Genomic DNA, 23,086 nt, shown 5'->3' with positions numbered 1-23,086 from the left:
GCGCACGCCGCCAAATCAGGGAAATGCCGTCAGCAACGGTCGTTCCCGCCATCAATAAGCTCCACCCGCCTACAGGCGGAAAATCAAAAAATCAAAGCCCCCTACGCGGAGGCGCTCTTCAGGAGGAAGTCAATGATGATCAAACTACGTCCCCTGGCCCAGGCTGTCGCCCTGGCCGCAGGCCTGGCCAGCGTGGCCGGCGTTCAAGCCGCGGGTTACCCCGAGAAACCCATCCGCGTGATCGTGCCGTTCGCGCCCGGCGGTTCCACCGACATCATCGCCCGCATCGTGACGCAGCGCATGAGCCAGGAACTGGGCCAGCCCATGGTGGTCGAGAACAAGGGTGGCGCAGGCGGCGCCATCGGTGCGGCCGAAGCCGCACGCGCGGCCCCGGATGGCTACACGCTGTCGATCGCCACGGTGTCGACCATGGCCGTCAACCCGGCCTGCCGCCCGAACGACCTGCCCTACGACCCGCTCAAGGACTTCCAGCCGGTCACCAATTTCGCCAATACCGCCAACGTGGTGGCGATCAATCCCAAGTTCCCGGCCAAGGACTTTGCCAGCTTCCTCGAAGAACTGAAGAAGAACCCGGGCAAGTACTCCTATGGCAGCTCGGGCACCTGCAGCGTGCTGCACCTGATGGGCGAGTCGTTCAAGATGGCGACCGACACCGATATCGTCCACGTGCCCTACAAAGGCGCCGGCCCGGCCGTGGCCGATGCGGTGGGCGGCCAGATCGAACTGATCTTCGACAACCTGCCTTCCTCGATGCCGCAGATCCAGGCCGACAAGCTGCGCGCCATGGCCATTGCGTGGCCCGAGCGCATCGACGCCATCAAGGATGTCCCGACCTTTGCCGAAGCCGGTTTCCCGGTGCTGAACCAACCCGTGTGGTATGGCCTGCTGGCACCCAAGGGCACCCCGCCTGAAGTCGTGACCAAGCTGCGCGACGCGGCCGTGATCGCCCTGAAGGACCCCAAGGTGCTCAAGACGCTGGCCGACCAGGGCTCGGCGCCGTCGGGCAACACGCCTGAAGAGTTCGCCAAGGAGATCAAGGAACAGTACGACTGGGCCGCCGATGTCGTGAAAAAGCGCAACATCAAGCTCGACTGATCCCGCATCCCCAGCAGCCGGCCAGCGATCAGCCGATCGACTGCCGGCCCCGCGGGGAAACTTGAGCGCCGTTCGTATTTCAGGGCCGCCCCCGGCGCTCGCCGGCAGGCATGCCCTGAAATACGAACCTTGTCCGGCCGGACAGCTTATTGCAGCGCTCTGATAGAAACAGCATCAAACCCCTCCTGCCGCTGCGCCGACGAGACCCGCCGCAAGATGCGCAGGCCCGCGGTGTGAACGCCCCCCCTGCCGGAGATCGTCCTGAAACAGGGCAACCGGACAATCCCGCTCCCCTGACGACAGCTGCGCCCCGGCTATTTCGGCGACCGCGCAAACACCCGTTTGCGGGCCGACGCCAAGGCCGGCACAGCCATTTCGCAGCCGCGTCGCCTGTCAATCGTCCGCGCAAAAACCGGGCCGCTCCAGCCCGCCTTGCGCGCTTGCAAACAAGCGATGTCTCGCGCCCTTTGCGCAGGCGGCCCCGGCGGCTTGCGTGGCCGCGCGCGGCCCCTTCCCGTCTCTGGCAGAGTGCTCGTTCCTGAGGCCTGTCGTCCGCCGGCGACCACGCCGCCAGCGTTTGCGGCACAGGATATTTCCAACACGGAGACAGACTACAGCCAAACCACATCCCCGAACGTAATGTGATCGCCTTCAACCGGCCCACTCTCCTCGCAGTGCTCGATGGCCGGCGGTCCCGTCCACATCGCTCGAACCATGAATCGCAATTGCTACCGCTTGCGCCTGCATATCCATACCGGACAGATGGTGCCGGTGGCCGAAATTCACGCAGCCCGTGGCCGGGCTCCAGCAGGAGCAGCACGCCGCGCCCGCCGTCGCAACCGGCTGACCCTGACCCTGGCGCTCTCCTCCTTGGCATTGCTGGCGCAAGCGCAGGCCCGGCAGACCGCCGCCAACGGCGTGCCGGTCTACGACATCGCGCCCGCCGATGCGCAAGGCCTGTCGCACAACCGCTATCCCGATCTGCAGGTGGCTGCCCCAGGAGCGGTCTTCAACAACAGCCTGGACGACGGCCGCTCGCAGCTGGCCGGCTATATCACCAGAAACCCCCGGCTCGGACCCGACACGCAGGCCAGCACCATCCTGGCCGAGGTCCTGGCCGGCGGCGCGGTGTCCCGGCTGGCTGGCGCACTGGAAGTTTTCGGCCCCAAGGCCGCGCTCATCATTGCAAATCCCAACGGCATTTACGCCAATGGCGTGTCCACCATCAATATCAGCAATCTGAGCCTGGTGGCCGGGGCCAGCCAGCCAGGTCGGCCTGACCTGTACCTGCGCACCGGCCCCGGCGCCATCGAAGTCGGCCCGGCCGGCGTCAATACCGACGGGCTGCGCACCTTTGATCTCATCGCCCGGCAAGTACGGCTGCACGGCCCGGTCGGCCCCGGCTCGACAGCCGGGCAATCCGGAGCGCGTCTGGGCGTCTACGCCGGCTCTTATGCCTGGGAACCGCTTGAAAATCGCCTCACCGCCTTACCCGGCCAAGCCCCTGCCGCACAAATCAGCGGCTCGGCTGTGGGCGCCATGCACGGCAGTCACATCACGCTGGTGGCCAGCGGCAGCGGCGCGGGCGTGCGACTGCCCGGCGCCTTGCTCTCGGCCAGCGATGTGCTGATACAGGCCGACGGCGATATCACCCTCGCCTCAGCCCATGCAGCAGGCGGCATCAACGTACAGGCCGGCCGCAGTCTGCAACTGGAGGCGCCGATCCGCCCCGGCCCGGCGCTCTTGAGCGGAACTGCCATCGCGCTGCAGGCCGGCGAGCACATTCTGATGCGGGGCGATGCCATCGCGGTGCAAGGCCCTGTCAGGATCCTGGCCAGCCGTTTGAACAACGACGCCCGTATCGATGCCGCGCAAGGCAGCCTCTTTCTCAGGCTGGGCGACGGACTGCGCAACACCGGCACGATCCACGCGGCGCAACACCTGGACCTGCAAGCCGGGGGGCTGGAGAACGCCGGCAGCCTGCAGACCGAAGGCACACTGCAAGCCCACCTCGGAACGGCCCTCGTCAACGACGGCAGCCTGGATGCCCGCGCCGGCATGGCGCTCGCAGCCGGCGCGCTCACCAATCGCGGCACCATCTCGGGCGGCACGCTGAATGCGCGCAGCCGTGTCCTGGCCAACGCGGTGCAGCTGCAGAGTCGCGGCGCGATGCGGGTTCAGGTGGCGCAGACGCTGATCAACGAGGGCCGCATCGAAACGGGCGGACAACTCGACCTGCAATTGCAGCAGTTGCAAAACCAGGGCCGCCTCCAGGCGCACACGCTGCGGCTGCAGGGCATGGACGCACGGAATGCCGGCGATATGCGCAGCCAGGGCGATATGCTCCTGAACGTGGCGCAATCGCTGGATAACACCGGATCGCTGGCGGCGGGCCAGGATTTCTTCATCTACAGCGCGCAGCTGCTCAACAGCGGCCAGCTTGACGCGGGCCGCGATTTCGCCTTTCTGGATGGGGCGCTGAAAAACAGCGGCAACATCCACGCAAAGCAGCGGGCGCAGCTGCGCCTGACGTCCTATCGCAACAGCGGCGGGATTGCGGCGGCCGACCTGACCCTGAACTCCGCCCAGCCCCTGGAGCTCGCCGGCCAGGCGCCCGAGGGCAGGGAACGGCTGTCGATTTCCGCGCCCAGCCTGGTCTTGCGACAAGGACTGTCCACGCCCGGCAAACTGATTCTGCTCGCCACGCAGGGCGACCTGGACAATCACGATGCCATTCTGGCCGGCGGCACGCTGCAGGCCTCAGCCGCGCGAAATCTGCGCAACCACGATCGCGCGCTGCTCTGGAGCGCCGAGGGCATCGGCCTGCAGGTGCAAGAGACATTGGACAACGGCATCCACAGCCTGATCGCCTCCAGCGGCGCGCTGGCGATCGAGGCCAACGGGCAACTGCTCAATCGCCAGGGCCGCATCGAGGCCGACGGCGACCTGCGCATCGACACTCCGCGCCTGTTGAACCGCGCCACGCTCTCGGGCCAGGTGTGGGTCGACCCGGGCCAGGGCGCCATCCTGGACAAGCGCCGCTACTCCCACTATCGGGACCTGCGCTGGGTACACCTGGAGATCGCCGGCTTTACCGCCGGGCGTCTGCTCTCGACCCTGCGCGCCGACCCGGGGGTGATCCTCGCCGGCGGCAATCTGGATATCAACCAGCACCGCCGCCGCCAGCAGCACAACCAGGTCCTGAACCAGGGCCGCATAGAGGCCGGCGGCCAGTTGCGCATCGATGCCGACGTCGACAACCAGAGCCTCTCGCGCAGGATGTCCACGCGTGACTACCTGCGTGCAGTCGGCCCCTTGACCAGCCAGGTCTGGGACTCACTGGCTTCGGCCAGTTGGGAGGACCGCCGCTACGCGTCACTCTATGATCTGCTGGATTATTCGCTGGCCGGCACCGACAACTGGACCACGCTTTTTGTAGCCTACAACTACAACCACACCTGGTTGAGCGATGCACTCGCCTTGTTTGACCTGAGCACCGCGCCCGAACTGGCCGGTGTGCTTGCCCAGGCCCTGGGCGATGACTGGCGCGGCATCTCGCGCGAAGAGCGCTCTGCGCGATGGCAGGCATTCAAGCGCGGCGAGCGCGGCGCTTCCCTGGCCTATTACCCCCAACAGCGCACGGTACTGGGCGCCTTCGGCGGCGTGACCGTGCACGGCCGCTTGCGCAATGGCGATCACGTCCAAGGCACGCCCGCGCCCCGGCTTCCCGACGCCCCCCTGTCCGCAACCATCGAACAGATCCGCGCGAACTGGCCAGGCCAACTTGCCGCGCCACCCTCGCACCCGCAAACGCCCGCGCCGCTGCCGCCCGCCGATCCTGCCCGGAATCGCCTTCCGGACGACACCGCCGACAACACCCCCGCCGAGCGCGATGACTTTACGGGCAAGCCCCTGCGCCGCCCCGAGAGCCTGCGCACGGACGCCCTGCTCGATGCATTGCACGACACGCTCGCCAACCCGCATCTCTTTGCGCACGGCACGATGACCGGCCAGGCACCTGAGCCCTACTACGAAACGCGCCTGAAATTCATCGATCCGCAGCGCTTTTATGGTTCTGCCTATTTCTTCGAGCAGATCGGCTACAAACCCCATGCACGCCAGTATGTCGGCGGCGACGACGTCTTTGACACCACGCTCATCAACCGTCAGGCCGAGCGCCAGCTGGGCGCGCAGTCCGCGCGCCAGGCGCAGCACGGTTCGACACGCGCCAAGCAATACCTGGACAACGCCGCCCAGGTACATGCGCGTCTGGGCCTGGTGGTGGGCCAGCCCCTGACTCGCCACCAACTCGACCAGCTCGACCGCGACATCGTGTGGTACGTAAAGGTCGAGCACCAAGGCCAGACCCTGCTCATGCCACGCCTGTATCTCGGCGCTGCCTCGCGCTCCGCTGCGCAAGACATCCGCGCAGCCGGCGGCGCAGCCATCGCCAGCGCGGGTCTGCTGGACATCGATACCGGCGACGGCGCCGCCCGGGACATCGAGCAGCACAATGCGCTGCTGCTGGGTCGGGACGTCCGTTTGCGGGCCGGCGGCGGGCTGAGCCTGACGCAAGACGACAGTGTCCACGGCGGCATCCTGACAGATGGCCGGCTCGATGCACAAGCCAACGATCTGCTCATCCGCGGCGCGCGCATCGCCGGCCGCAACCTCGTCCTGCGGGCCGACCGGGACATGGAAATCGTCACCGGCATGCAAGCCGGCCCCGATGGCGCACGACGCAAGGACGCGTACAGCGGCCTGTACGCCCAGTCGGGCCTGACACTGCAGGCCGGCCGGACGCTGTTGACGCGCGGCGCCACCCTGCAGGCGCGCCACGTCACGCTGGAGGCGCAACGGCTGCTGCTCGACGAGGTGCGCGAACAATCCGGCGCTCTCGTGCAGGAGGGTCATATCGGCACCTTCTCGTACTCGGCCGCGACCACCCGCCATACCTTGGACCAGGGGGCAGGCAGCACCGTACACGCCAATTCCCTGCGCGTGCGCGTCCAGGGCGACATGGGCATGCGGGGAGGCCTTCTGCAGGCCGAGCGCAGCGACGTGCGTATCGGCGGCAACCTCACAACCGTGGCCTCGGCCACCCATCGCACGCAGGATCGCGCGCAACACACCCTGGCCTGGAGCGCCAGCGGGCGTGCCGGCGCGGGCGGCCAGGAGGTCAGTTTCAACAGCAGCAGTGCGGCTGGCGTGAGCACACAGCACGGCCAGGGCAGCATGGCCGGCGCAGAGCTCAAGACCGGCCTGCAGCTCGCCTCAAGCACTCAACGACACCGCAGTCTGATACACAGCAACAGCCAGTTGAACCTGGGCGAGGGGCAGCTGCTGGCGCACGGCGTCTTTGACCTGGGCGGCGCCGACCTGAACGCCGACCGCGCCCAATCCCAGGCCCGCCACGCCGGCCTCCTGCAGGTGCAGGCCGCCCACATCCTCACCACCCGATACGAAAACACCACCGAGGAAGAGAGTTCTGGCTGGAGTTTCTTTGCGGGCAACAAGTTCACCGCGCGCTCTTCGCTGCTCGATACCGCGAGCAACCTCGCCACGCTGGCCCAGCAGGCGGCCGAAGGCCGCGAGGTGGACCCCGCCCTGACCGCCCTGCAAGTCGCCGGCAATGTCAACAATCTGCTGCTCAACGATACCGGCGAAGTGGCCAGCGGCATGGGCATGGAGGGGAGCTATCAACGCTCGCAATATCGCCGCTACGCAGACAATACGCACCTGATCGGCGGCAGCGTACGCCTGCGCAGCACTCAGGGCGACATCGATCTGGCGGGCACCACCTTTGCCGGCGGCGCCACCGTAGCGCTGCAGGCCCGGGGCAACCTCACGCTGCGCAGCGCACAGGAACGGGAGTACCGCTCCGGCGAACAGCACAACGTCTCCGCCTACGTCAATGGCACGGCAAGTTGCAATGCCTTCCAGGCCTCCTGCGGCACAGGCGTAAACGTCAGCGTGGCGGGGAGCTCCACCCTGGACCAAAGCGAACGCCTCACCCAATTGCACAGCCGGCTCCAGGCAGGTCAGGTGCAACTTGTGGCAGGCCAGGACCTGAACCTGCTTGGCGCGCAGGCCGACGCGGCCGGCCAGCTCTTCGCCCAGGTCGGCGGCAACCTCAATCTCATTACACGCCGGGACACGCAGCGCAGCAAGACAGAGGGTGGCGACTGGAACGCTTCCCTGGGTGTCGCGGCCAACACCCGCACCCTCGGTACGCCCACCGCTTCGCTGGGCGCCACCGTGCGCCTCGAACACGACAACGCCGCCATCGCCAGTCAGGCGTCGGGCTTGCAGGCCGCCCGTCTGCAACTGGCGGTGCGCGGCGACGCCCGTCTGCGCGGCGGCCTCATCACGGCCAGCGGCACGGGCTCGACGGTCGCCATCCAGGGCCGCACTACCGTCAGCGACCTGCAAGACTGGCGTGATCATGACGGGGGTTATTTCGGCGCTTCGATCGGGATCTCGGCCACCACCAGCATGCCAAGCGGCTCGGTGTCGGGCGGACGCATCGCTGGCGAACGCTACGCCGCCACGCGGCGGGCCACCATCGATGTCGGGCAGACGCGCGGCCAGGGCCGGCTGCAAACCCGAGGCGGCGTCAGCGGCACGCTCAATCAGGCAGCCGGACAGGCTTTGCGGGTCGAAACCGATCGCCAATGGGCCCGGAACAACATCAGCTTCACCCTATCGAGCGCCGACCCGCTGGGCCGCAAAGCGCGCCAGCAGAAACACCAGCAAGCGGCTGCCTCGCCGCCCGCGGCCACCGGTTGGGCAAGCGTGCCGCCGGCGCCCTCCGCGCCGCGCACGAAGGCGAAGAAAACCGAAGCGGCAGCCGCCGCCGCTTACGGCCAACGCATTGTCGTTCTGGCCGATGCCGACCCGCAGGCGCGTCAGGCTGCCGAGCGCCTGACGGCCAAGCATGCCGATACCACCACCCTGATGCAGCGCGGATCCGACGGCACGCTGCAAACCATGCTGGCCGCGCCACAGCCCCGGCCCGGCCCGATCAAGGTGCAAGTGGTGGGCCATGGCGACAATACGCCGTCCGGCCAGGCGACCCTGGGCGGACACAACGCAAGCGAACTGGCCGCCACGCTCAGGCAATTGCCCTCGGCGGACATCCGCAAGATTGCCTTGGTCTCCTGCGGCTCGGGAAGCTGCCCCGGCCAGGACTTGAGCAGCCAGCTGCAACAGACGCTGGGCCCGGACGCCCCTGCAATCAAGGGCTATGCCACACGCCTGGACGTCACTGCCGAGGGCCGTAAATACAGCGTCGTCGATGGCGGGCTGGGCCCCAAGCGGGATCGCGGCCGCCCGGCGGCAGGCGCTCCCGCGCCCGCCCCGCCGGCCGCCTCGGGAACCCGTCGCAGCCCGACGAAAACAGCGCAGGCCGCAGCCGCCGCCACGCCCGGCGCCAAGACGAAGAAAGCCCCCGCTCAGGCGCCCGATGTGCTGGCGCACTATCTGTCCGATCCGGTCAACAAGGCGCGCTTTGATTTCGTGCTGGGCGACGACATGGAAAATATCGATCGCACGCATGATCCCGCCTTCGCCGTCAAAGGGATGCAGGTCTATCAGACAGGCGACCCGTATCCCAAGCACATCTATACCAACAGCATCGGGCCGCAAGCATGGCATGTCCGGCAACCGGCTCTGCGAGCCACCCCTGAACCACGCTTCACCACCACCGACACGGTCATCGCCACGTATATCAAGGCGGCGCAGGCGGGCGGTTTCTACAACCAGCAGCCTCGGCAACTGACTCTGACCGTGGCCTCCCACGAGGTGCCCCGTCTGGAAAGGCTCGGCCCGGATGCTCCCGCCACGCAGTTTCTGGCCAGCGCGCCGACCGGCACCCGTGCCAAGCGCATCATGCAGGCCATCGGCGTGGAGACGACCGGCCTGGAGTTCGAGAAAAGCACCCGCCGTCTCACGCTGGCGCTCAAACCCAAGCCAGGCGCCTCGGAGGGCGGCGACATTCTGGCGGACTACCTGGCCCAGCCCGAGCGCAAGCAGGCCATCGAACACTTGCTGGACCCATCGGCGTTCTATTGGCGCAAACCCGATGACACATCGCCCGACACCTATGAGTTGTCTGACCGCGACCTGCCTCTGCCCAGAAACCTGTTCGTGAATGCCTATTCTCCCGACACCTGGATCATGCAGAGCATTGCGCGCCCGAACCGGCAGCGCCCCTATTTCGCCAATGATGTCGTGCTGGCCCAATACGCTCGGGTCAGCAAGCAATACGGCTACTACGGGAAGCTGCCAAGCCGGATCGTGAGCGAGAACATCAGCAATGCCCAAACCCTGGCCTTTCTCGAGGCGGGCGGCAGTGCGCCCGACCTGCAAGGCTATTTGAACGAAACGCCCAACGGCAAGCACACGCAGCGCTTTCTCGAAAACCTGCAGATGCATGCCACGCGACTGGAATGGGACCCTGCAACCTCCAACTCCGTCGTCCACGTGAGGCCGAACGCCTCTGCCGCAGCGCGGCCCGCCGCCTCGCACACCGCCACAGCAGGCACGGCCGCTGCCGGCACACAAGCATCGCGCTACGGCGCGCGCATCGTGATGCTGAGCGAAGACGATCCCGCCGCGCGGCAGGCTGCAAAAAGGCTGGCGGCCAAGCACCCCCGCCAGACCACCTTGATGCGCCGCCTGCCCGACGGCCGCCTGCGGACACTGGGCCCGGGCGCGACTGCCGCATCCGGGCCGGTCAAGATCCAGGTGGTCGGCCATGGCGGCGGACAGGACGGCGCGCCAACGCTGGGCGGTCTGCGTCCGGATCAACTGGCGCGCACGCTGCGCCCCGTGATGGGAGGCGGCACGGGACACAAGATCTCGCTGGTGTCCTGCGCCAGCGGCGCCTGCCCCGGGCAGGATTTTGGCAGCCTGCTGCAGGCCGAGCTGCCGCAAGCCAGCGTCAAAGGGTACGCACAGCGCGTCGACGTCGGCCCCGATGGCCGCAAGCATCTCGTCGCCGAAGGAGGCCTGGGCCCCAAGCGGGACCGCAGCCGCCCAGGGGACGCCCCCCGCAGGCCGGGCATGCTTCCAATGCCCAAAGCCGGCGCGACCGGAACGAAGTCCAGCAAGGCAGAAACGCCTGCGCCCGCCAGGGACGTCCTGGCGCATTATCTGTCCGACCCGGTAAACAAGGCCCGTTTTGATTTCGTCCTGGGCAGCGACATGGACAACACCGACAGAAGCCAGGACCCGGCCTTCGCCGTCAAAGGCATGCAGGTCTACCAGACCAGCGACCCCTACCCCGCCCACCTCTACACCAACAGCATCACGCCCGAGCAGTGGATCATCCGCCGACCGGACAGGCGCAAGCGCCCCGAACCGCGCTTCAACACCACGGACGTGGCCATCGCCAGCTACATCAAGGCGGCCCGCGACGGGGATTTCTACAACCAGCGCCCACAAAAGCTGACCCTGGGCCTGGAGTCCCAGGAGTTCCGCCAGCTCAACCAGCTGGGGCCCAGCCTGTCGCTGGCGGACTTCCTCGCGACGGCGCCAAGCGGCACGCGCGCCGGCAGGATCATGCAGGCCATCGGCGTCGAACCCACAGGCCTGGACTTCGAAAGAAGCAACTACCGCGTCACGCTTGACCTTGAGACGATGCCTCAGGCCAGCCCGGACGGCGACATCCTGGCCGGCTACCTGGCCCAGCCCGAGCGCAGACAAGCCGTCGAACAATTGCTCGACTCGCCCGGCTTCCACTGGAAAAAAAGCGGCGAAGGCTCGCAGAACACCTACGAGCTGGCCGATCGCGACACGGCGCGGCCCCTGAACGTGTTCATCAATGCCTATTCGCCGGACACCTGGCTCATGCAGAGCAATGCACGCCTGAACCCGCAACGCCCCTACTTCGCCAATGACGTCGTGCTGGCCCAGTACGCCACGGTCAGCAAGGCGCATGGCTACTACGGCAAGCTGCCCACCACCATCGTGCGCGACAACATCATCAACGCCCATACCCTGGCGTTCTTCGAAAAGGCGGGTGAAACGCCGGACCTGCAAGGCTTTCTGACCGAAACCCCCAACGGCAAGCATACGCAACGCATTCTGCAAAACCTGCAGATGCACGCCACACAGCTGGATTGGAATGCCCGAACCGCCACCGCCGTGATCCATGTGCGCCCCGATGCCGGCACGACAGCGCAAGCCGGCGCCACTGCCTCCCGCCCAGACACCGCCCGCCCGCAGGCCGCTCCTGCCGGCAAGCACACGCTCCCGGCCCGGCCGACGACCGTCCGTCCCCGGCAGGCGCACACCGCCGACGTCAGCGCTGCGCCTGCCGCGGCAGGCACGTCACAGCAGCGGCGCGTCGTGCTGCTGAGCGAAGACAGCGCCGCTGCGCGGCAGGCTGCGGCAGGACTGGTTTCCCAATCTCCCAGCCATACCACGCTGATGCGCCGTTTACCCGACGACCGTCTGCGGATACTGGGACCGGTCATCGGGCCCGCTTCCGGGCCGCTCCAGATCCAGGTGGTCGGCCGTGGCGGCCAACGAGACGGCGCGCCCACACTGGGCGGACAGCATCCGGCGCAACTGGCGCAAACGCTTCGGCCCTTGCTGGGCAGCGGCAGTGCTCACACCGTGGCGCTGATATTCTGCGCCAGCGGCGCCTGCCCCGGACGGGACTTCGGCAGTCTGCTGCAAGCCGAATTGCCGCAGGTGGTCGTCAAGGAGGCGGCGCCGCAGGCCGATGCCGGGTCCCGCGCAGCTCAAGGCCTGGCCGGGAACGAAGCCGATGCCGGCGACCGCGCAGCGCCTTAGCGCTCAGTCTTCGCGATTGGCGGGCGAGGCAGTGTCGCTGCTGCGGCTCATGCCGCGCCGGCGGCGGCGCACCATGCGCAGGCCGCCGGCCAGCACCAGCGGCACGATGGCAGCGGCCAGACCCAGCAGCACGATGGTGTTGAGGTGATCCTTGACGATGGGAATGTTGCCGAAGAAGTAGCCGGCCGCGATCAGGCTCACCACCCACAGCAGCGCGCCGGAGATATTGAAGAACTGGAATCGTCCCTGCGCCATCCGGGCCACGCCCGCCACGAAGGGCGCGAAGGTGCGCACCACCGGGATGAAGCGCGACATGACGATGGTCTTGCCGCCGTGCTTCTCGTAGAACAGGCTGGTCTTGAGCAGTGCGCCACGGTCCAGGAAGCGCACGTTCATGGTGAACACGCGCGGCCCCAGCGCCCGCCCGATCAGGTAGTTGACGGTGTTGCCGCTGACGGCGGCCACCACCAGCAGGCCGGCCAGCAGCACCGGATCGATGGCGCCAGAAGCGCCGAAGGCGCCGGCAATGAAAAGCAGCGAATCGCCCGGCAGAAAGGGCATCACCACCAGCCCGGTCTCGGCAAACACGATCAGGAACAACACCAGGTACACCCACACGCCGTACTGCTCGATCCACACACCGAAAGTCTGATCGATGTGCAGGATCATGTTGAGGAAATCCATTGCTTGTGCGCGCCCGGCGTCCCGCTGATGAAAGGGCTTTCAATATAGCGCACCCGGGGCAAGGGCTAAAATCAGCCTGCCCTGCTTTTTTTCGAGTCGCCCCATGTCAGATCGCCGTTCCATCGCGCCCCTGCCCGACCTGCTGATCAGCCAGATCGCCGCCGGCGAAGTCATCGAACGCCCGGCATCCGTGCTCAAGGAAATCCTCGAGAACGCCATCGATGCGGGTGCCAACGCCATCGAGATCCGGCTGGAAGGCGGCGGCATCCGCCGCATTGCGGTCAGCGACGACGGCCTGGGCATTCCGCCCGAGGAATTGCCGCTGGCCGTCGCGCGCCACGCCACCAGCAAGATCCGCTCACTCTCGGAACTGGAGTCGGTGGCGTCGATGGGGTTTCGTGGCGAAGCGCTTGCCTCCATTGCCTCGGTGGCGCGCCTGAGCATCATCTCGCGCGTGCGCAACGGCGAGCATGCCTGGCAGATCGATGCTTCCAGCGGCGAAGTCAGCCCGGCCTCCGGCCCGCAAGGCACCACGGTGGACGTGCGCCAGCTGTTCGACAGCGTGCCGGCGCGGCGCAAGTTCCTGCGTTCCGAAGCCACCGAGTTCGGCCACTGCCTGGATGCCCTGGAGCGCATCGCGCTGGCCAACCCGCAGATTGCCTTTCGCCTCTTTCACAATGACAAGGCGCAGCGCCAGTGGCTGCCGGCCGACCCCGGCCAGCGCATCCGCGACGTGCTGGGTCCGGACTTCGCCGGGCACGCCCTGCCGGTGGATACCCAATACGGCGCCATCGGCCTGAGCGGCATGGTGACCCGGCCCACGGCCGCGCGCGCCCGCGCCGACCGGCAATACCTGTACGTCAATGGCCGCTATGTGCGCGACCGCACGGTCAGCCATGCCCTGCGCAGCGCCTATGCCGATGTGTTGCATGGCGACCGTCAGCCCGCCTATGTGCTGTACCTGGAGATCGATCCGGGCGCGGTCGATGTCAACGTGCATCCGGCCAAGCACGAGGTGCGCTTTCGCGATAGCGGCGCGGTGCACCGCTTCGTCTCCCAGGTGGTCGGCCAGGCGCTGGCGCAGACCGGCGGCGCCCAGGCGGTCAGCGCCGACGAGGGCGCCGACCCCGCGCCGATGCCCGAGGCACCGGCCGCCCCCGTCCTGCCGGCCAGTCTGGACCTCGCGCGCCCGGCCGCGCCCGCCCCCATGCGCACCCATACCCAATCGGCCTTCCGCCTGCACGAGCCGGCCGCCGTGACGGCGCGCGACTGGCAGACGCTCTACCGGCCGCTGGCCGAACCCCGACCGGCCACGCCGCCCACCGGCACGCCCCGGGAGGAACCGCCGGCGCCGCCCGCCGAAAGCCCCGAGGAGCATCCGCTGGGCATGGCGCTGGGGCAGTTGCACGGCATCTACATCCTGGCCCAGAACACGCGCGGCCTGGTGCTGGTCGACATGCACGCCGCCCATGAGCGCGTGGTCTACGAACAACTCAAGCGCGCCCTGGACAATCGCAGCCTGCCGCGCCAGGACCTGCTCGTGCCGGTGGTCTTTCACGCCCAGGAGAAAGACGTGGCCGTGGTCGAGGAACATGTCGAGCAACTGAGCGAGCTGGGTTTCGAGATGCGACCCGGCGGCCCCAATTCGATCGCGGTGCGCAGCGTGCCCGCGCTGCTGGCGCGCGGCGACATCGAGTCCCTGGCGCGCGCGGTCTTGCGCGACCTGGCCAGCGTGGGCGAGTCGCGTCTGCTGACCGAACAGCGCAACGAGCTGCTCTCGACCATGGCCTGCCACGGTTCGGTGCGTGCCAACCGCCGCCTGACGATCGAGGAAATGAATGGCCTGTTGCGCCAGATGGAAGCCACCGAACGCGCCGATCAATGCAATCATGGCCGGCCCACCTGGGTGCAGTGGGGCCTGGCCGACCTGGACAAACTGTTTCTGCGCGGCCAATGACCCCCTCTCCCCTGCCCCTGATCTGCCTGGCCGGCCCGACCGCCGCCGGCAAGAGCGCCGCCACGCTGGCGCTGGCGCAACGCTGGCCGCTGGAAATCATCAATGTGGACTCGGCCACCATCTACCGCGGCATGGACATCGGCACGGCCAAGCCGTCGCCGGCCGAGCAGGCGCGCACGCCTCAGCACCTGCTCGATATCCGCGATCCGACCCAGGCTTATTCAGCCGCCGAGTTCCGTGACGATGCGCTGCGCCTGATCGGCGAGATCCAGGCGCGCGGACGCATCCCGCTGCTGGCCGGCGGCACCATGCTGTACTACAAGGCGCTGCGCGACGGCCTGGATGAGCTGCCTTCGGCCGACCCGGCGCTGCGCGCCGAACTGGAAGCCCGCGCAGCCGAGCTGGGCTGGCCGGCGATGCACGCCGAGCTCGCGCAGCACGATCCGGTGACCGCCGCGCGCCTGTCGCCCAATGACAGCCAGCGGATTCAGCGTGCGCTGGAAATCTGCCTGCTGTCAGGCCAGCCCATGTCGGCCCTGCTCAAGGGGCCGCGCACGCCGGCCCCGGATGCGCCGCGCTTCGTCACGCTGAGCCTGGAGCCCTCCGAACGGGCCGGCCTGCACGCCCGCATCGCGCAGCGCTTTGACGCCATGCTGGAGCAGGGTTTCGAGCAGGAAGTGCGTCGGCTGCATGCCCGCCCCGATCTGCATCCCGGCCTGCCGTCGGTGCGTTGCGTGGGCTATCGCCAGATGTGGGCCTGCCTGGACGGCGAGATCACGCTCGCCCTGGCCCGCGAACAAGGCATCGCCGCCACCCGCCAGCTTGCCAAGCGCCAGCTCACCTGGTTGCGCGCCCAACCCGAGCGCGTGGTCGTCGATTGCCTGGGCGCCGACAGCGCCGCGCGCATCGTGGATGCGGCTGCGAAACTGCTGCCGCCGGCCTGAAAAGCAAAACGCCCGCCTCCCGGCCAATGCCGGGAGGCGGGCGTTGCCAGACAACGAATGCGTCAGACCACGAAGGTGCGGGCCATGCCTTCCTGCTGGGCCACGACTTCGCCGATGACGCTGACGTCTTCGCCCTGGGCGCGCAGGGTGGCGGACACGGCGTCGGCCTGCTCGGGCGCAACCACCAGCACCATGCCGATGCCGCAGTTGAACACGCGGTACATCTCGTTGTCGGCCACGGCGCCCTGCTGCTGCAGCCACTGGAACAGCTTGGGCATCTGCCAGCCGTCACGATGCAGACGGGCCGACAGGCCGGCCTGCAGGATGCGCGGCACGTTCTCCAGCAGACCGCCGCCGGTGATGTGGGCCAGGCCCTTGATGGCCGTGCCGTGCTGCTCCAGCGCGGCCAGCACCTGCTTGACGTAGATACGGGTCGGGGCCATGACGACGTCGACCAGCGGCTGGCCGTGGAAGTCCTGGTCCGGGCGGGCGCCGGCGCGCTCGAGGATCTTGCGCACCAGCGAGTAACCGTTGGAGTGCGCACCGCTGGAGGCCAGGCCCAGGATCACGTCGCCCGGGCGGATCGACTTGCCGTCGATGATGGCGGATTTTTCGACCGCGCCGACCGCGAAGCCGGCCAGGTCGTATTCCCCTTCCGGGTACATGCCCGGCATTTCGGCGGTTTCACCGCCGATCAGGGCGCAACCGGACAGCTCGCAGCCGCGGGCGATCCCGCCCACCACGGCGGCAGCGGTGTCCACCGACAGTTTGCCGCAGGCGAAGTAGTCGAGGAAGTACAGCGGCTCGGCGCCCTGCACCAGAATGTCGTTGACGCTCATGGCGACCAGGTCGATGCCGACCGTGTCGTGGCGGTTCCAGTCGAACGCCAGGCGCAGCTTGGTGCCCACGCCGTCGGTGCCGGACACCAGCACCGGCTCGCGATATTTCTTGGGCAGCTCGAAAAGGGCGCCGAACCCGCCGATGCCGGCCAGCACCCCCGGGCGCATGGTGCGCGCTGCCAGCGGCTTGATCCGATCGACCAGCGCATCGCCGGCGTCGATGTCGACCCCGGCGTCGCGGTAGGTCAGAGGGGCGGAGTGTTCATTCGTCATGAGGAAAACCGTGGGATATGTAACAATTGCGGGTTTTGGGGGATTAGCCGGGGATTTTAGACGAAGCGCCCGGCAACGCGGCAATTCGGCCTGTAAACCCCGCAGCCCGGGCGCTTGCCGCCCCGGCGAATCCGCCGCTTCGGGCCTGAAACCGCATTTCCCCGGCACGCTGCGGGACGGAACAGGCGATCGTGGTTTAAAGTTCGGGCTTGGCTGTAAGCAGGGCCGAAACGCCCGTGACCGCGGGCCCGACCGCCCCCGACACAGGATCCGACCCGATACCGCGAACGGCCCCAAGCCCGTTTTATCGCCATTTCCATGAACCGCCAGCTGCTGCTTGATGTACTTCCTGCGCCAGCGCCTTCGCTGAACAATTTCATTGCCGGCTCCAACAGCGAGGCTCTGGCGGCCGCGCGCGCGCTCGCGGCAGGCCGCGCCATCTATCTGTGGGGCCAGGCCGGCTGCGGCCGCAGCCATCTGCTGCGCGGCCTGGCTGCGCGCAGCGGCGCCGTCTACATCGACGCGGCCAGCGGCCCGCAGATGCTGCGCCAGCTGGCCCAGACCGACTCCACCGCCGCCATGCCGGCCCTGGTGGCGGTCGATGACGTGCACCTGATGGACAAGGCCCGCCAGGCCGCCTTGTTCGCCCTGTACAATCGCTGGCGCGAGTCCGCCGCGACGGATCGCGCCTTCGCCCTGGCCGTGGCCGGCGACCGCGCCCCGATGTCGCTGCCCTTGCGCGAAGACCTGCGCACCCGGCTGGGCTGGGATCTGGTATTCCGCCTGGAGTCCCTCTCCGACGCCGACAAGCTGTCGGCCCTGTCTGCGCAGGCCGCCGACCGCGGCTTGCAACTGGCGCCCGAAGTCATCACCTGGATGCTCACGCACCACGAGCGCGACATCCGCAAGCTGGCTTCGCTGCTGGACGCGCTGGACCGCTATTCCCTGGCCACGGGCCGCCCCATTACCACTGCGCTGTTACGCGCCATGCTTGCCGAATCCCAATCCTCATGACCACCCGCCGTCTCGCCCTGTTCGACCTGGATCACACGCTGCTGCCGCTGGACAGCGACTATCAATGGGCCGACTTCCTGGCACGCACCGGGCGCGCTGGAGACCCCGAGCAGGCCAGGCGCCTGAACGACGAACTGATGGAGCGCTACAACCGGGGGGAGCTCACCGCCGAGCAGGCCGCCGAGTTCATGCTGGGCCTGCTGGCCGCGCACTCGCCCTTCGACCTGGCCGCCTGGCATGAAGCCTTCATGGCCGAAGTGATCCGCCCGGCCATGCACGCCTGCGCCCGCGACCTGGTGGACGAACACCTGCGCGCCGGCGATCTGTGCGCCATCGTCACGGCCACCAACACCTTCGTGACCGCGCCGATCGCGCGTGCCTTCGGCATCCCGCATCTGATCGCCACCGACCCCGAATACCGCAACGGGCGCTACACTGGCCGTATCGAAGGCACGCCGAGTTTCCGCGAAGGCAAGGTGCTGCGCGTGAACGCCTGGCTGGCCAGCCGGCAGCTGACGCTCGGCGATTTTTCCGAGTCGTATTTCTACAGCGACTCGTCCAACGACATTCCCCTGCTCGACGTCGTCAGCCATCCGGTGGCCGCCAACCCCAGTCCCAGCCTGCGCGCCACCGCGCAGGAGCGTGGCTGGCGCGTGCTGGACCTGTTCGACCACATGGAAGACGCCAAGTCCTGATGATTACCGACACCATCCGCAAATTCGTCGGACGCCTGTTCGGGCCCGCCCTCTCGCGCGGCCCGCAGCGCATCCCGAGCGAGCGCCACGGCATCGATCGCCGCAATGTGTCGCGCCATGCGATCAAGGTCTGCGAAGTGCTGCGCCAGCATGGCTATGAAGCCTATGTCGTGGGCGGCGCGGTGCGCGACCTGATCCTGGGCCTGGAGCCCAAGGACTTCGACGTCGCCACCAACGCAACGCCGGAGCAGATCCGCCCGCTGTTCCGCCGCGCCCGCATCATCGGCCGGCGCTTTCAGCTGGTTCACGTGGTGTTCGGCCAGGAGATCATCGAGACCTCCACCTTCCGTGCGCCGGCCTCGGCCGACCAGGAAACCGACGAACACGGCCGCATCCTGCGCGACAACGTATTCGGCTCGCAGGAAGAAGACGCCGCACGGCGCGACTTCACCATGAACGCGCTCTATTACGATCCCCACACCGAGGAAGTCATCGACTACCACAACGGCGTACAGGATCTGAAAAAGCGCCAGATCCGCATGATCGGCGATCCGGTCAAGCGCTACCGCGAAGACCCCGTGCGCATGCTGCGCGCCGTGCGCTTTGCGGCCAAACTCAACGGCACGCTGGATCCGGCCACGCGCCAACCCATCAGCACCATGGCCGGCCTGATCGAAAACGTGCCCGCCTCGCGGCTGTTCGACGAAATGCTCAAGCTGCTGACCTGCGGCCATGCCATGGACTGCCTGCGCCAGCTGCGCGCCGACGGCCTGCACCACGGCCTGCTGCCGCTGCTGGACGTGGTCCTGGAGCAACCCGGCGGCGAGCACTTCGTCGAACTGGCCCTGGAGCGCACCGATGCCCGCGTGCGCGCCGGCAAGACCATCAGCCCCAGCTTCCTGTTCGCGGCCCTGTTGTGGCAACAGGTCGAGTCGCGCTGGAAGGAACTGCGCGCCCAGGGCGAACACAGCATGCCGGCGCTGCTGCAGGCTGCCGACTCGGTGCTCGATGAGCAGACCGAGAAACTCGCCATCCAGCGCCGTTTCTCTTCCGACATGCGCGAGATCTGGTTCATGCAGCCGCGCTTCGAGCGACGCGCCGGCAAGACCATCTATCGCATGATCGAGCAGCCGCGCTTTCGCGCCGCCTGCGACTTCCTGCAACTGCGCGCGGCCGCCGGCGAGTTCGACAGCGTGCTGGCGCAGTGGTGGATGGATCTGGCCAACGGCAATGACGAAACCCGCGCCGAGATGATCGAAGAACTCGCCCACCTGCCGCGCGAGGAGCACCGCGACGATACCGCTGCCGGCAGCGGCGCGGCCGCCTCCACGCGCCGGCGTCGCCGCCGCCGCTCGCGCAGCAGCCAGAGGCCCGAATGACGGTGCGCGCCTACGTTGGCCTGGGCGCCAACCTGGGCGACGGCCCGGCCACGCTGCGAGCCGTGGCCGCCGAACTGGCCGCCCTGCCCGGGGTGCAGGCCTGCGAGGTTTCTCCCTTCTACCGCACCGCGCCCTTCGAAGCCGACGGACCCGACTTCACCAATGCGGTGGCGGCGCTGGACACGACCCTGACGCCCTTGGCGCTGCTCGATGCCCTGCAAGGGCTGGAGACGCGCCACGGCCGCGAGCGCCCCTACCGCAACGCCCCGCGCACACTCGACCTGGACCTGCTGCTGCATGGCGACACGGTCATGGACACCCCGCGCCTGACCCTGCCCCATCCGCGCATGCAGCAACGCGCCTTCGTGCTGGCCCCCCTGCATGACCTGGCCCCCGGTCTGCAACTGTCTTCGGGATCTGTCGCCGCGCTGCTGCGGGCCGCCGCCGACCAGGCCATCGAAAGGCTCTGATCGGCCCGCCCGCGACGCGGGCGCGCGCAGCGGGCGCGCGCAGCGGGCGCGCGCAGCAGCCTGACCCTCACACCCCGATCTTGCCCCCATCGACGCGCTGGATGACCACCGTGGCCGAGCGCGGCCGCACCTTGCCCTGCGCCGCGACGGTCGCATCGTCGCTGTCGTAAGCCGGCCAGTTCGAGGGATGCTGCACGTTGAGGAAAATCGTGGTGTAGTCGGGCGAGAAGGCGAAGCCGGTGATTTCCGCCTCGTTGGGGCCCACGAAAAAGCGCCGCAAGGCGGCCTGCTCGGCCGGCCCGATCGCCGGTCCGCTGCCCTGCCGATCGGACAGGGCCTGCGGCACCACGGCCAGCATCTGATCATTGATGCGGCGCGCCACCTCATTCTTGCGTCCGCCATCGATCCCGTTGTCGGTCTGGATCCACAGGATGCCGCGCGGGTCGAAGGCCAGGCCGTCGGGGCTGGCGAACTGGTTCAGTTCGGTCAGGCCAGAGCGGTTGACGTCGGCCGGTGCACCGGCCGGCGAGCCGAACAGGAAAAGATCCCAGGCGAAGGCGTCGCTGCCGCTGTCGTCGTGCCAGCGCACGATATGGCCGTTGACGTTGTCCAGGCGCGGATTGGCGGGGTTGGCGCCGCGCGCCGCATCGCGCTTGCTGTTGTTGGTCAGGCTCAGATAGATGTCGCCATTGATGGGATGGGTGGCCGTCCATTCGGGCCGGTCCATGGGAGTTGCGCCCACCTGGTCGGCAGCCTCGCGGCTGTTCAGGATGATGCCGTCCAGGCCGCCGAAGATCTCGCCCAGGCGGCGCCCGTCCTTGCCCACTGCCTGCGGCGTCAGGGGCAGCCAGCGGCCGCTGCCGTCCTCGTCAAAGCGCGCGGCGTACAGCGTGCCGCGGTCCAGATACTTGGCGCCCACCGCCAGCCGGTCGCTGCGCCTGGCGTCGGCCGGGTCCCAGGGTTCGTCCGAGACGAAACGGTACAGGTATTCAAAGCGCGCATCGTCGCCCATGTAAAAGGCCAGGGGCTTGCCGGCCTGGGGCGTGCCGAAGCTGCAACCCTCGTGCGCAAAACGACCCATGGCGCTGCGCTTGACGGCAACGCTGTCCGGGTCGTAGGGATCGATTTCCACCAGATAACCGAAGCCGTTGATTTCATTGCGCCAGTCCTGGCTGGCATCGGAACCGCGCGCAGTGATGTCGAAACGGGCGAACTCGCCTTGCTGCTCGCTCGGATCTCCCGCGGCGCTCTCCCAGTGGTAACGGCTCTCCTTGTCGCTGACTCCCATGCGGCGCTGATGCGCCGCACGCTCGCCGCGGTTGACGAAGCAGTTGGCCCAGTTTTCCTCGGCGGTCAGATAGCTGCCCCAGGGCGTGGTGCCATTGCCGCAATTGTTGTTGGTGCCGCGCACCTGAGTGCCGTCGGGCGAGAACGGTGTGCGCACCCAGGCGCTGCCGGCCATGGGGCCGGCCAGCATCATGGGCGTCGCCGACGTGAAGCGGCGGTTATAGCGCGAGTTGGGCACGATCTCCCAGCGCCCCTGCTGCCTGCGGATGTGCAGGATCGACACGCCGTGGGCATTGATCTCCTTGCGCACCTCCTCGGCCGGGCGGCGGCCATCCGGTTGCGTGGGGCCTTGGGGATGCAGCGCCTGCTGGTCGATGTATTCATGGTTCACCGCCAGCAGACCTTCGCTGGCGCTGTCGTCCAGCGCAAAGAAGTGCATGCCGTCGTGATGCATGCCGGTGGCGTTCAGGCCATCCTGGGCGCTGTTGCCGCCGTCCGGATCCCAGGGGCGCGCCTGATCGTTGAGCGGCGTGCCCCAGGCGCCCAGGACCTGCGCCACGTAGCCCGGCGGCACCACACAGGCGTCGGTCATCGAGGCGGGCAGCGATGCAAAGCCCAGCGTCACGCCGCTTTCCGCCTGCCCCGCCCTCGCGGCCCAGGGGGCAAGGCTGGCTGCGCCCAGCCCGGCCAGCGCGCACAGACCGCCGCGCATCACGGCGCGACGCGACAGATTGCGTTCAAGAATGCTTCCGAAGGCGGGAGTGTCGCTGGGATTGCGGACCGTCTGGTCGGAGGTGGACTTGCTCATCTCGGCTCCTGGGATGACGCGAAAGCGCCAGGGAAAACCCAGATGCTGGGCAAGCAATGTGAATCAATCATGACAGCGCCGGCGTCAGCCGGGCTTGGCGGCGCGGGACCTAGCGCGGCACCGCCGCCACCAGATGATGCAGCTTGGGCCACCACTGCTGGATCCAGGGGTGAAAGACCTCGGAGGCCAGATAGGGCCCCGCGCCCCAGACCAGCGTCCAGGCCAGCGCCCCCACCATGTTGGCCGCCAGGAAACGCCCGAAGGGCATGCCGCCCGAGCCGGCCAGCAGACCATTGAGCTGACGCAACACCACCACAAAGCGCGCGCCCATCACGATATACACGCCACGCTTGCTGAACTGCGCTTGCAGGGTGTCCAGGCGTTGCGGCGTGAGCTTGACCAGGTGGCCGTAGCGGCGCAGCAGGCGCTGGCCCCCGAAGCGGCCGATGGCATAGCCGGTGCAATCGCCCAGCACCGCGCCGCAGAATACCGCCAGCAGCAACACCGGCAGCGACATCTCGCCGTGGCTGGCCAGCAAGGAGGCCAGCACCACTGCGGACTCTCCCGGCACGGGCGCTCCCATGGACTCCAGGTAGAGGCAGGCGAACAGCGCCCAGGCGCCATAGGCCAGCAAGAGGTGGTGCAAGGTCTCCATGGCCTAGCCGACGCGCTCGGCCAGCCTCTGGCGGATCGCGGCGACATCCTCCTGCGTGGGCAGGCCGGCTTCATTGCCCAGGAAATGCAGTTTGTGTGCCGAGGCCGCACGCGCGAACAGAAAATGCTCGCGCCAGGGCAGATCGGGCCGGGCCGCATACGA

General features: G+C 68.0%; 12 protein-coding genes and 1 pseudogene. 8 read left to right on the top strand and 5 right to left on the bottom strand.

Annotation, left to right across the window (positions count from 1 at the left end; all coding sequences use genetic code 11):
* Positions 1-135 precede the first annotated feature (135 nt).
* Together A7V84_RS15505 and A7V84_RS15500 are read left to right on the top strand one after the other, a co-directional pair.
* Entirely contained in the window at positions 136-1,116 is a 981-nt protein-coding gene (locus A7V84_RS15505; protein WP_025516976.1) for a tripartite tricarboxylate transporter substrate binding protein BugE, read from the top strand.
* Positions 1,117-1,830: 714 nt separating this feature from the next.
* Positions 1,831-11,919 (top strand): C80 family cysteine peptidase, encoded by a 10,089-nt coding sequence (locus A7V84_RS15500; RefSeq protein WP_162269649.1) that lies wholly within the window; start codon positions 1,831-1,833, stop codon positions 11,917-11,919.
* A gap of 3 nt (positions 11,920-11,922) precedes the next feature.
* Here A7V84_RS15500 and A7V84_RS15495 read toward each other — a convergent pair whose 3' ends face one another.
* Positions 11,923-12,588, bottom strand: coding sequence for a VTT domain-containing protein (locus tag A7V84_RS15495; protein WP_052125822.1), 666 nt, complete (start codon positions 12,586-12,588; stop codon positions 11,923-11,925).
* Between the two features lie 118 nt (positions 12,589-12,706).
* Between A7V84_RS15495 and mutL the strand changes: the two genes are divergently transcribed.
* Positions 12,707-14,560, top strand: coding sequence for a DNA mismatch repair endonuclease MutL (gene mutL, locus A7V84_RS15490; protein WP_033535307.1), 1,854 nt, complete (start codon positions 12,707-12,709; stop codon positions 14,558-14,560).
* Complete coding sequence (gene miaA, locus A7V84_RS15485) at positions 14,557-15,504, top strand: tRNA (adenosine(37)-N6)-dimethylallyltransferase MiaA (protein ID WP_025516984.1); 948 nt, start codon at positions 14,557-14,559, stop codon at positions 15,502-15,504. Before mutL ends, miaA begins: the two co-directional genes overlap by 4 nt.
* A gap of 62 nt (positions 15,505-15,566) precedes the next feature.
* Here miaA and purM read toward each other — a convergent pair whose 3' ends face one another.
* The gene (gene purM / locus A7V84_RS15480; protein WP_033535308.1) at positions 15,567-16,616 is read right to left on the bottom strand and encodes a phosphoribosylformylglycinamidine cyclo-ligase; all 1,050 of its coding nucleotides are present in this window, start codon (positions 16,614-16,616) and stop codon (positions 15,567-15,569) included.
* Positions 16,617-16,934: 318 nt separating this feature from the next.
* Here purM and hda point away from each other — a divergent pair, with 318 nt between their 5' ends.
* Genes hda through A7V84_RS15460 form a run of 4 tightly spaced genes read left to right on the top strand, consistent with a single transcriptional unit; the run spans position 16,935 to position 20,174 of the window.
* Positions 16,935-17,630 (top strand): DnaA regulatory inactivator Hda, encoded by a 696-nt coding sequence (gene hda / locus A7V84_RS15475; RefSeq protein ID WP_025516993.1) that lies wholly within the window; start codon positions 16,935-16,937, stop codon positions 17,628-17,630.
* Positions 17,627-18,325 carry an HAD family hydrolase gene (locus A7V84_RS15470; protein WP_063491498.1) on the top strand — a complete coding sequence of 233 codons (699 nt, stop codon included), beginning with the start codon at positions 17,627-17,629 and terminating at the stop codon, positions 18,323-18,325. The genes hda and A7V84_RS15470 overlap by 4 nt, the downstream gene beginning before the upstream one ends.
* Positions 18,325-19,704, top strand: coding sequence for a polynucleotide adenylyltransferase PcnB (gene pcnB / locus A7V84_RS15465; protein ID WP_025516995.1), 1,380 nt, complete (start codon positions 18,325-18,327; stop codon positions 19,702-19,704). The genes A7V84_RS15470 and pcnB overlap by 1 nt, the downstream gene beginning before the upstream one ends.
* Complete coding sequence (locus tag A7V84_RS15460; protein ID WP_025516996.1) at positions 19,701-20,174, top strand: 2-amino-4-hydroxy-6-hydroxymethyldihydropteridine diphosphokinase; 474 nt, start codon at positions 19,701-19,703, stop codon at positions 20,172-20,174. Before pcnB ends, A7V84_RS15460 begins: the two co-directional genes overlap by 4 nt.
* 67 nt (positions 20,175-20,241) lie before the next feature.
* Here A7V84_RS15460 and A7V84_RS15455 read toward each other — a convergent pair whose 3' ends face one another.
* The 3 genes and pseudogenes from A7V84_RS15455 to A7V84_RS21710 all read right to left on the bottom strand — a co-directional run.
* Positions 20,242-22,269: a PhoX family protein gene (locus A7V84_RS15455; RefSeq protein WP_063491499.1), complete on the bottom strand. Its 2,028-nt coding sequence runs from the start codon at positions 22,267-22,269 to the stop codon at positions 20,242-20,244.
* A 109-nt stretch (positions 22,270-22,378) separates the two neighbouring features.
* The gene (locus tag A7V84_RS15450) at positions 22,379-22,924 is read right to left on the bottom strand and encodes a DedA family protein (RefSeq protein ID WP_025516999.1); all 546 of its coding nucleotides are present in this window, start codon (positions 22,922-22,924) and stop codon (positions 22,379-22,381) included.
* A gap of 3 nt (positions 22,925-22,927) precedes the next feature.
* Positions 22,928-23,086, bottom strand: a pseudogene (locus A7V84_RS21710) (sugar kinase); the annotation flags it as partial.

Origin of the sequence: Bordetella trematum, from assembly GCF_900078335.1 — a bacterium.
Taxonomy (GTDB): Bacteria; Pseudomonadota; Gammaproteobacteria; order Burkholderiales; family Burkholderiaceae_B; genus Bordetella; species Bordetella trematum.
The sequence above is the reverse complement of the archived record's forward strand: the minus strand, read 5'-3'. Positions and strand labels throughout refer to the sequence as shown.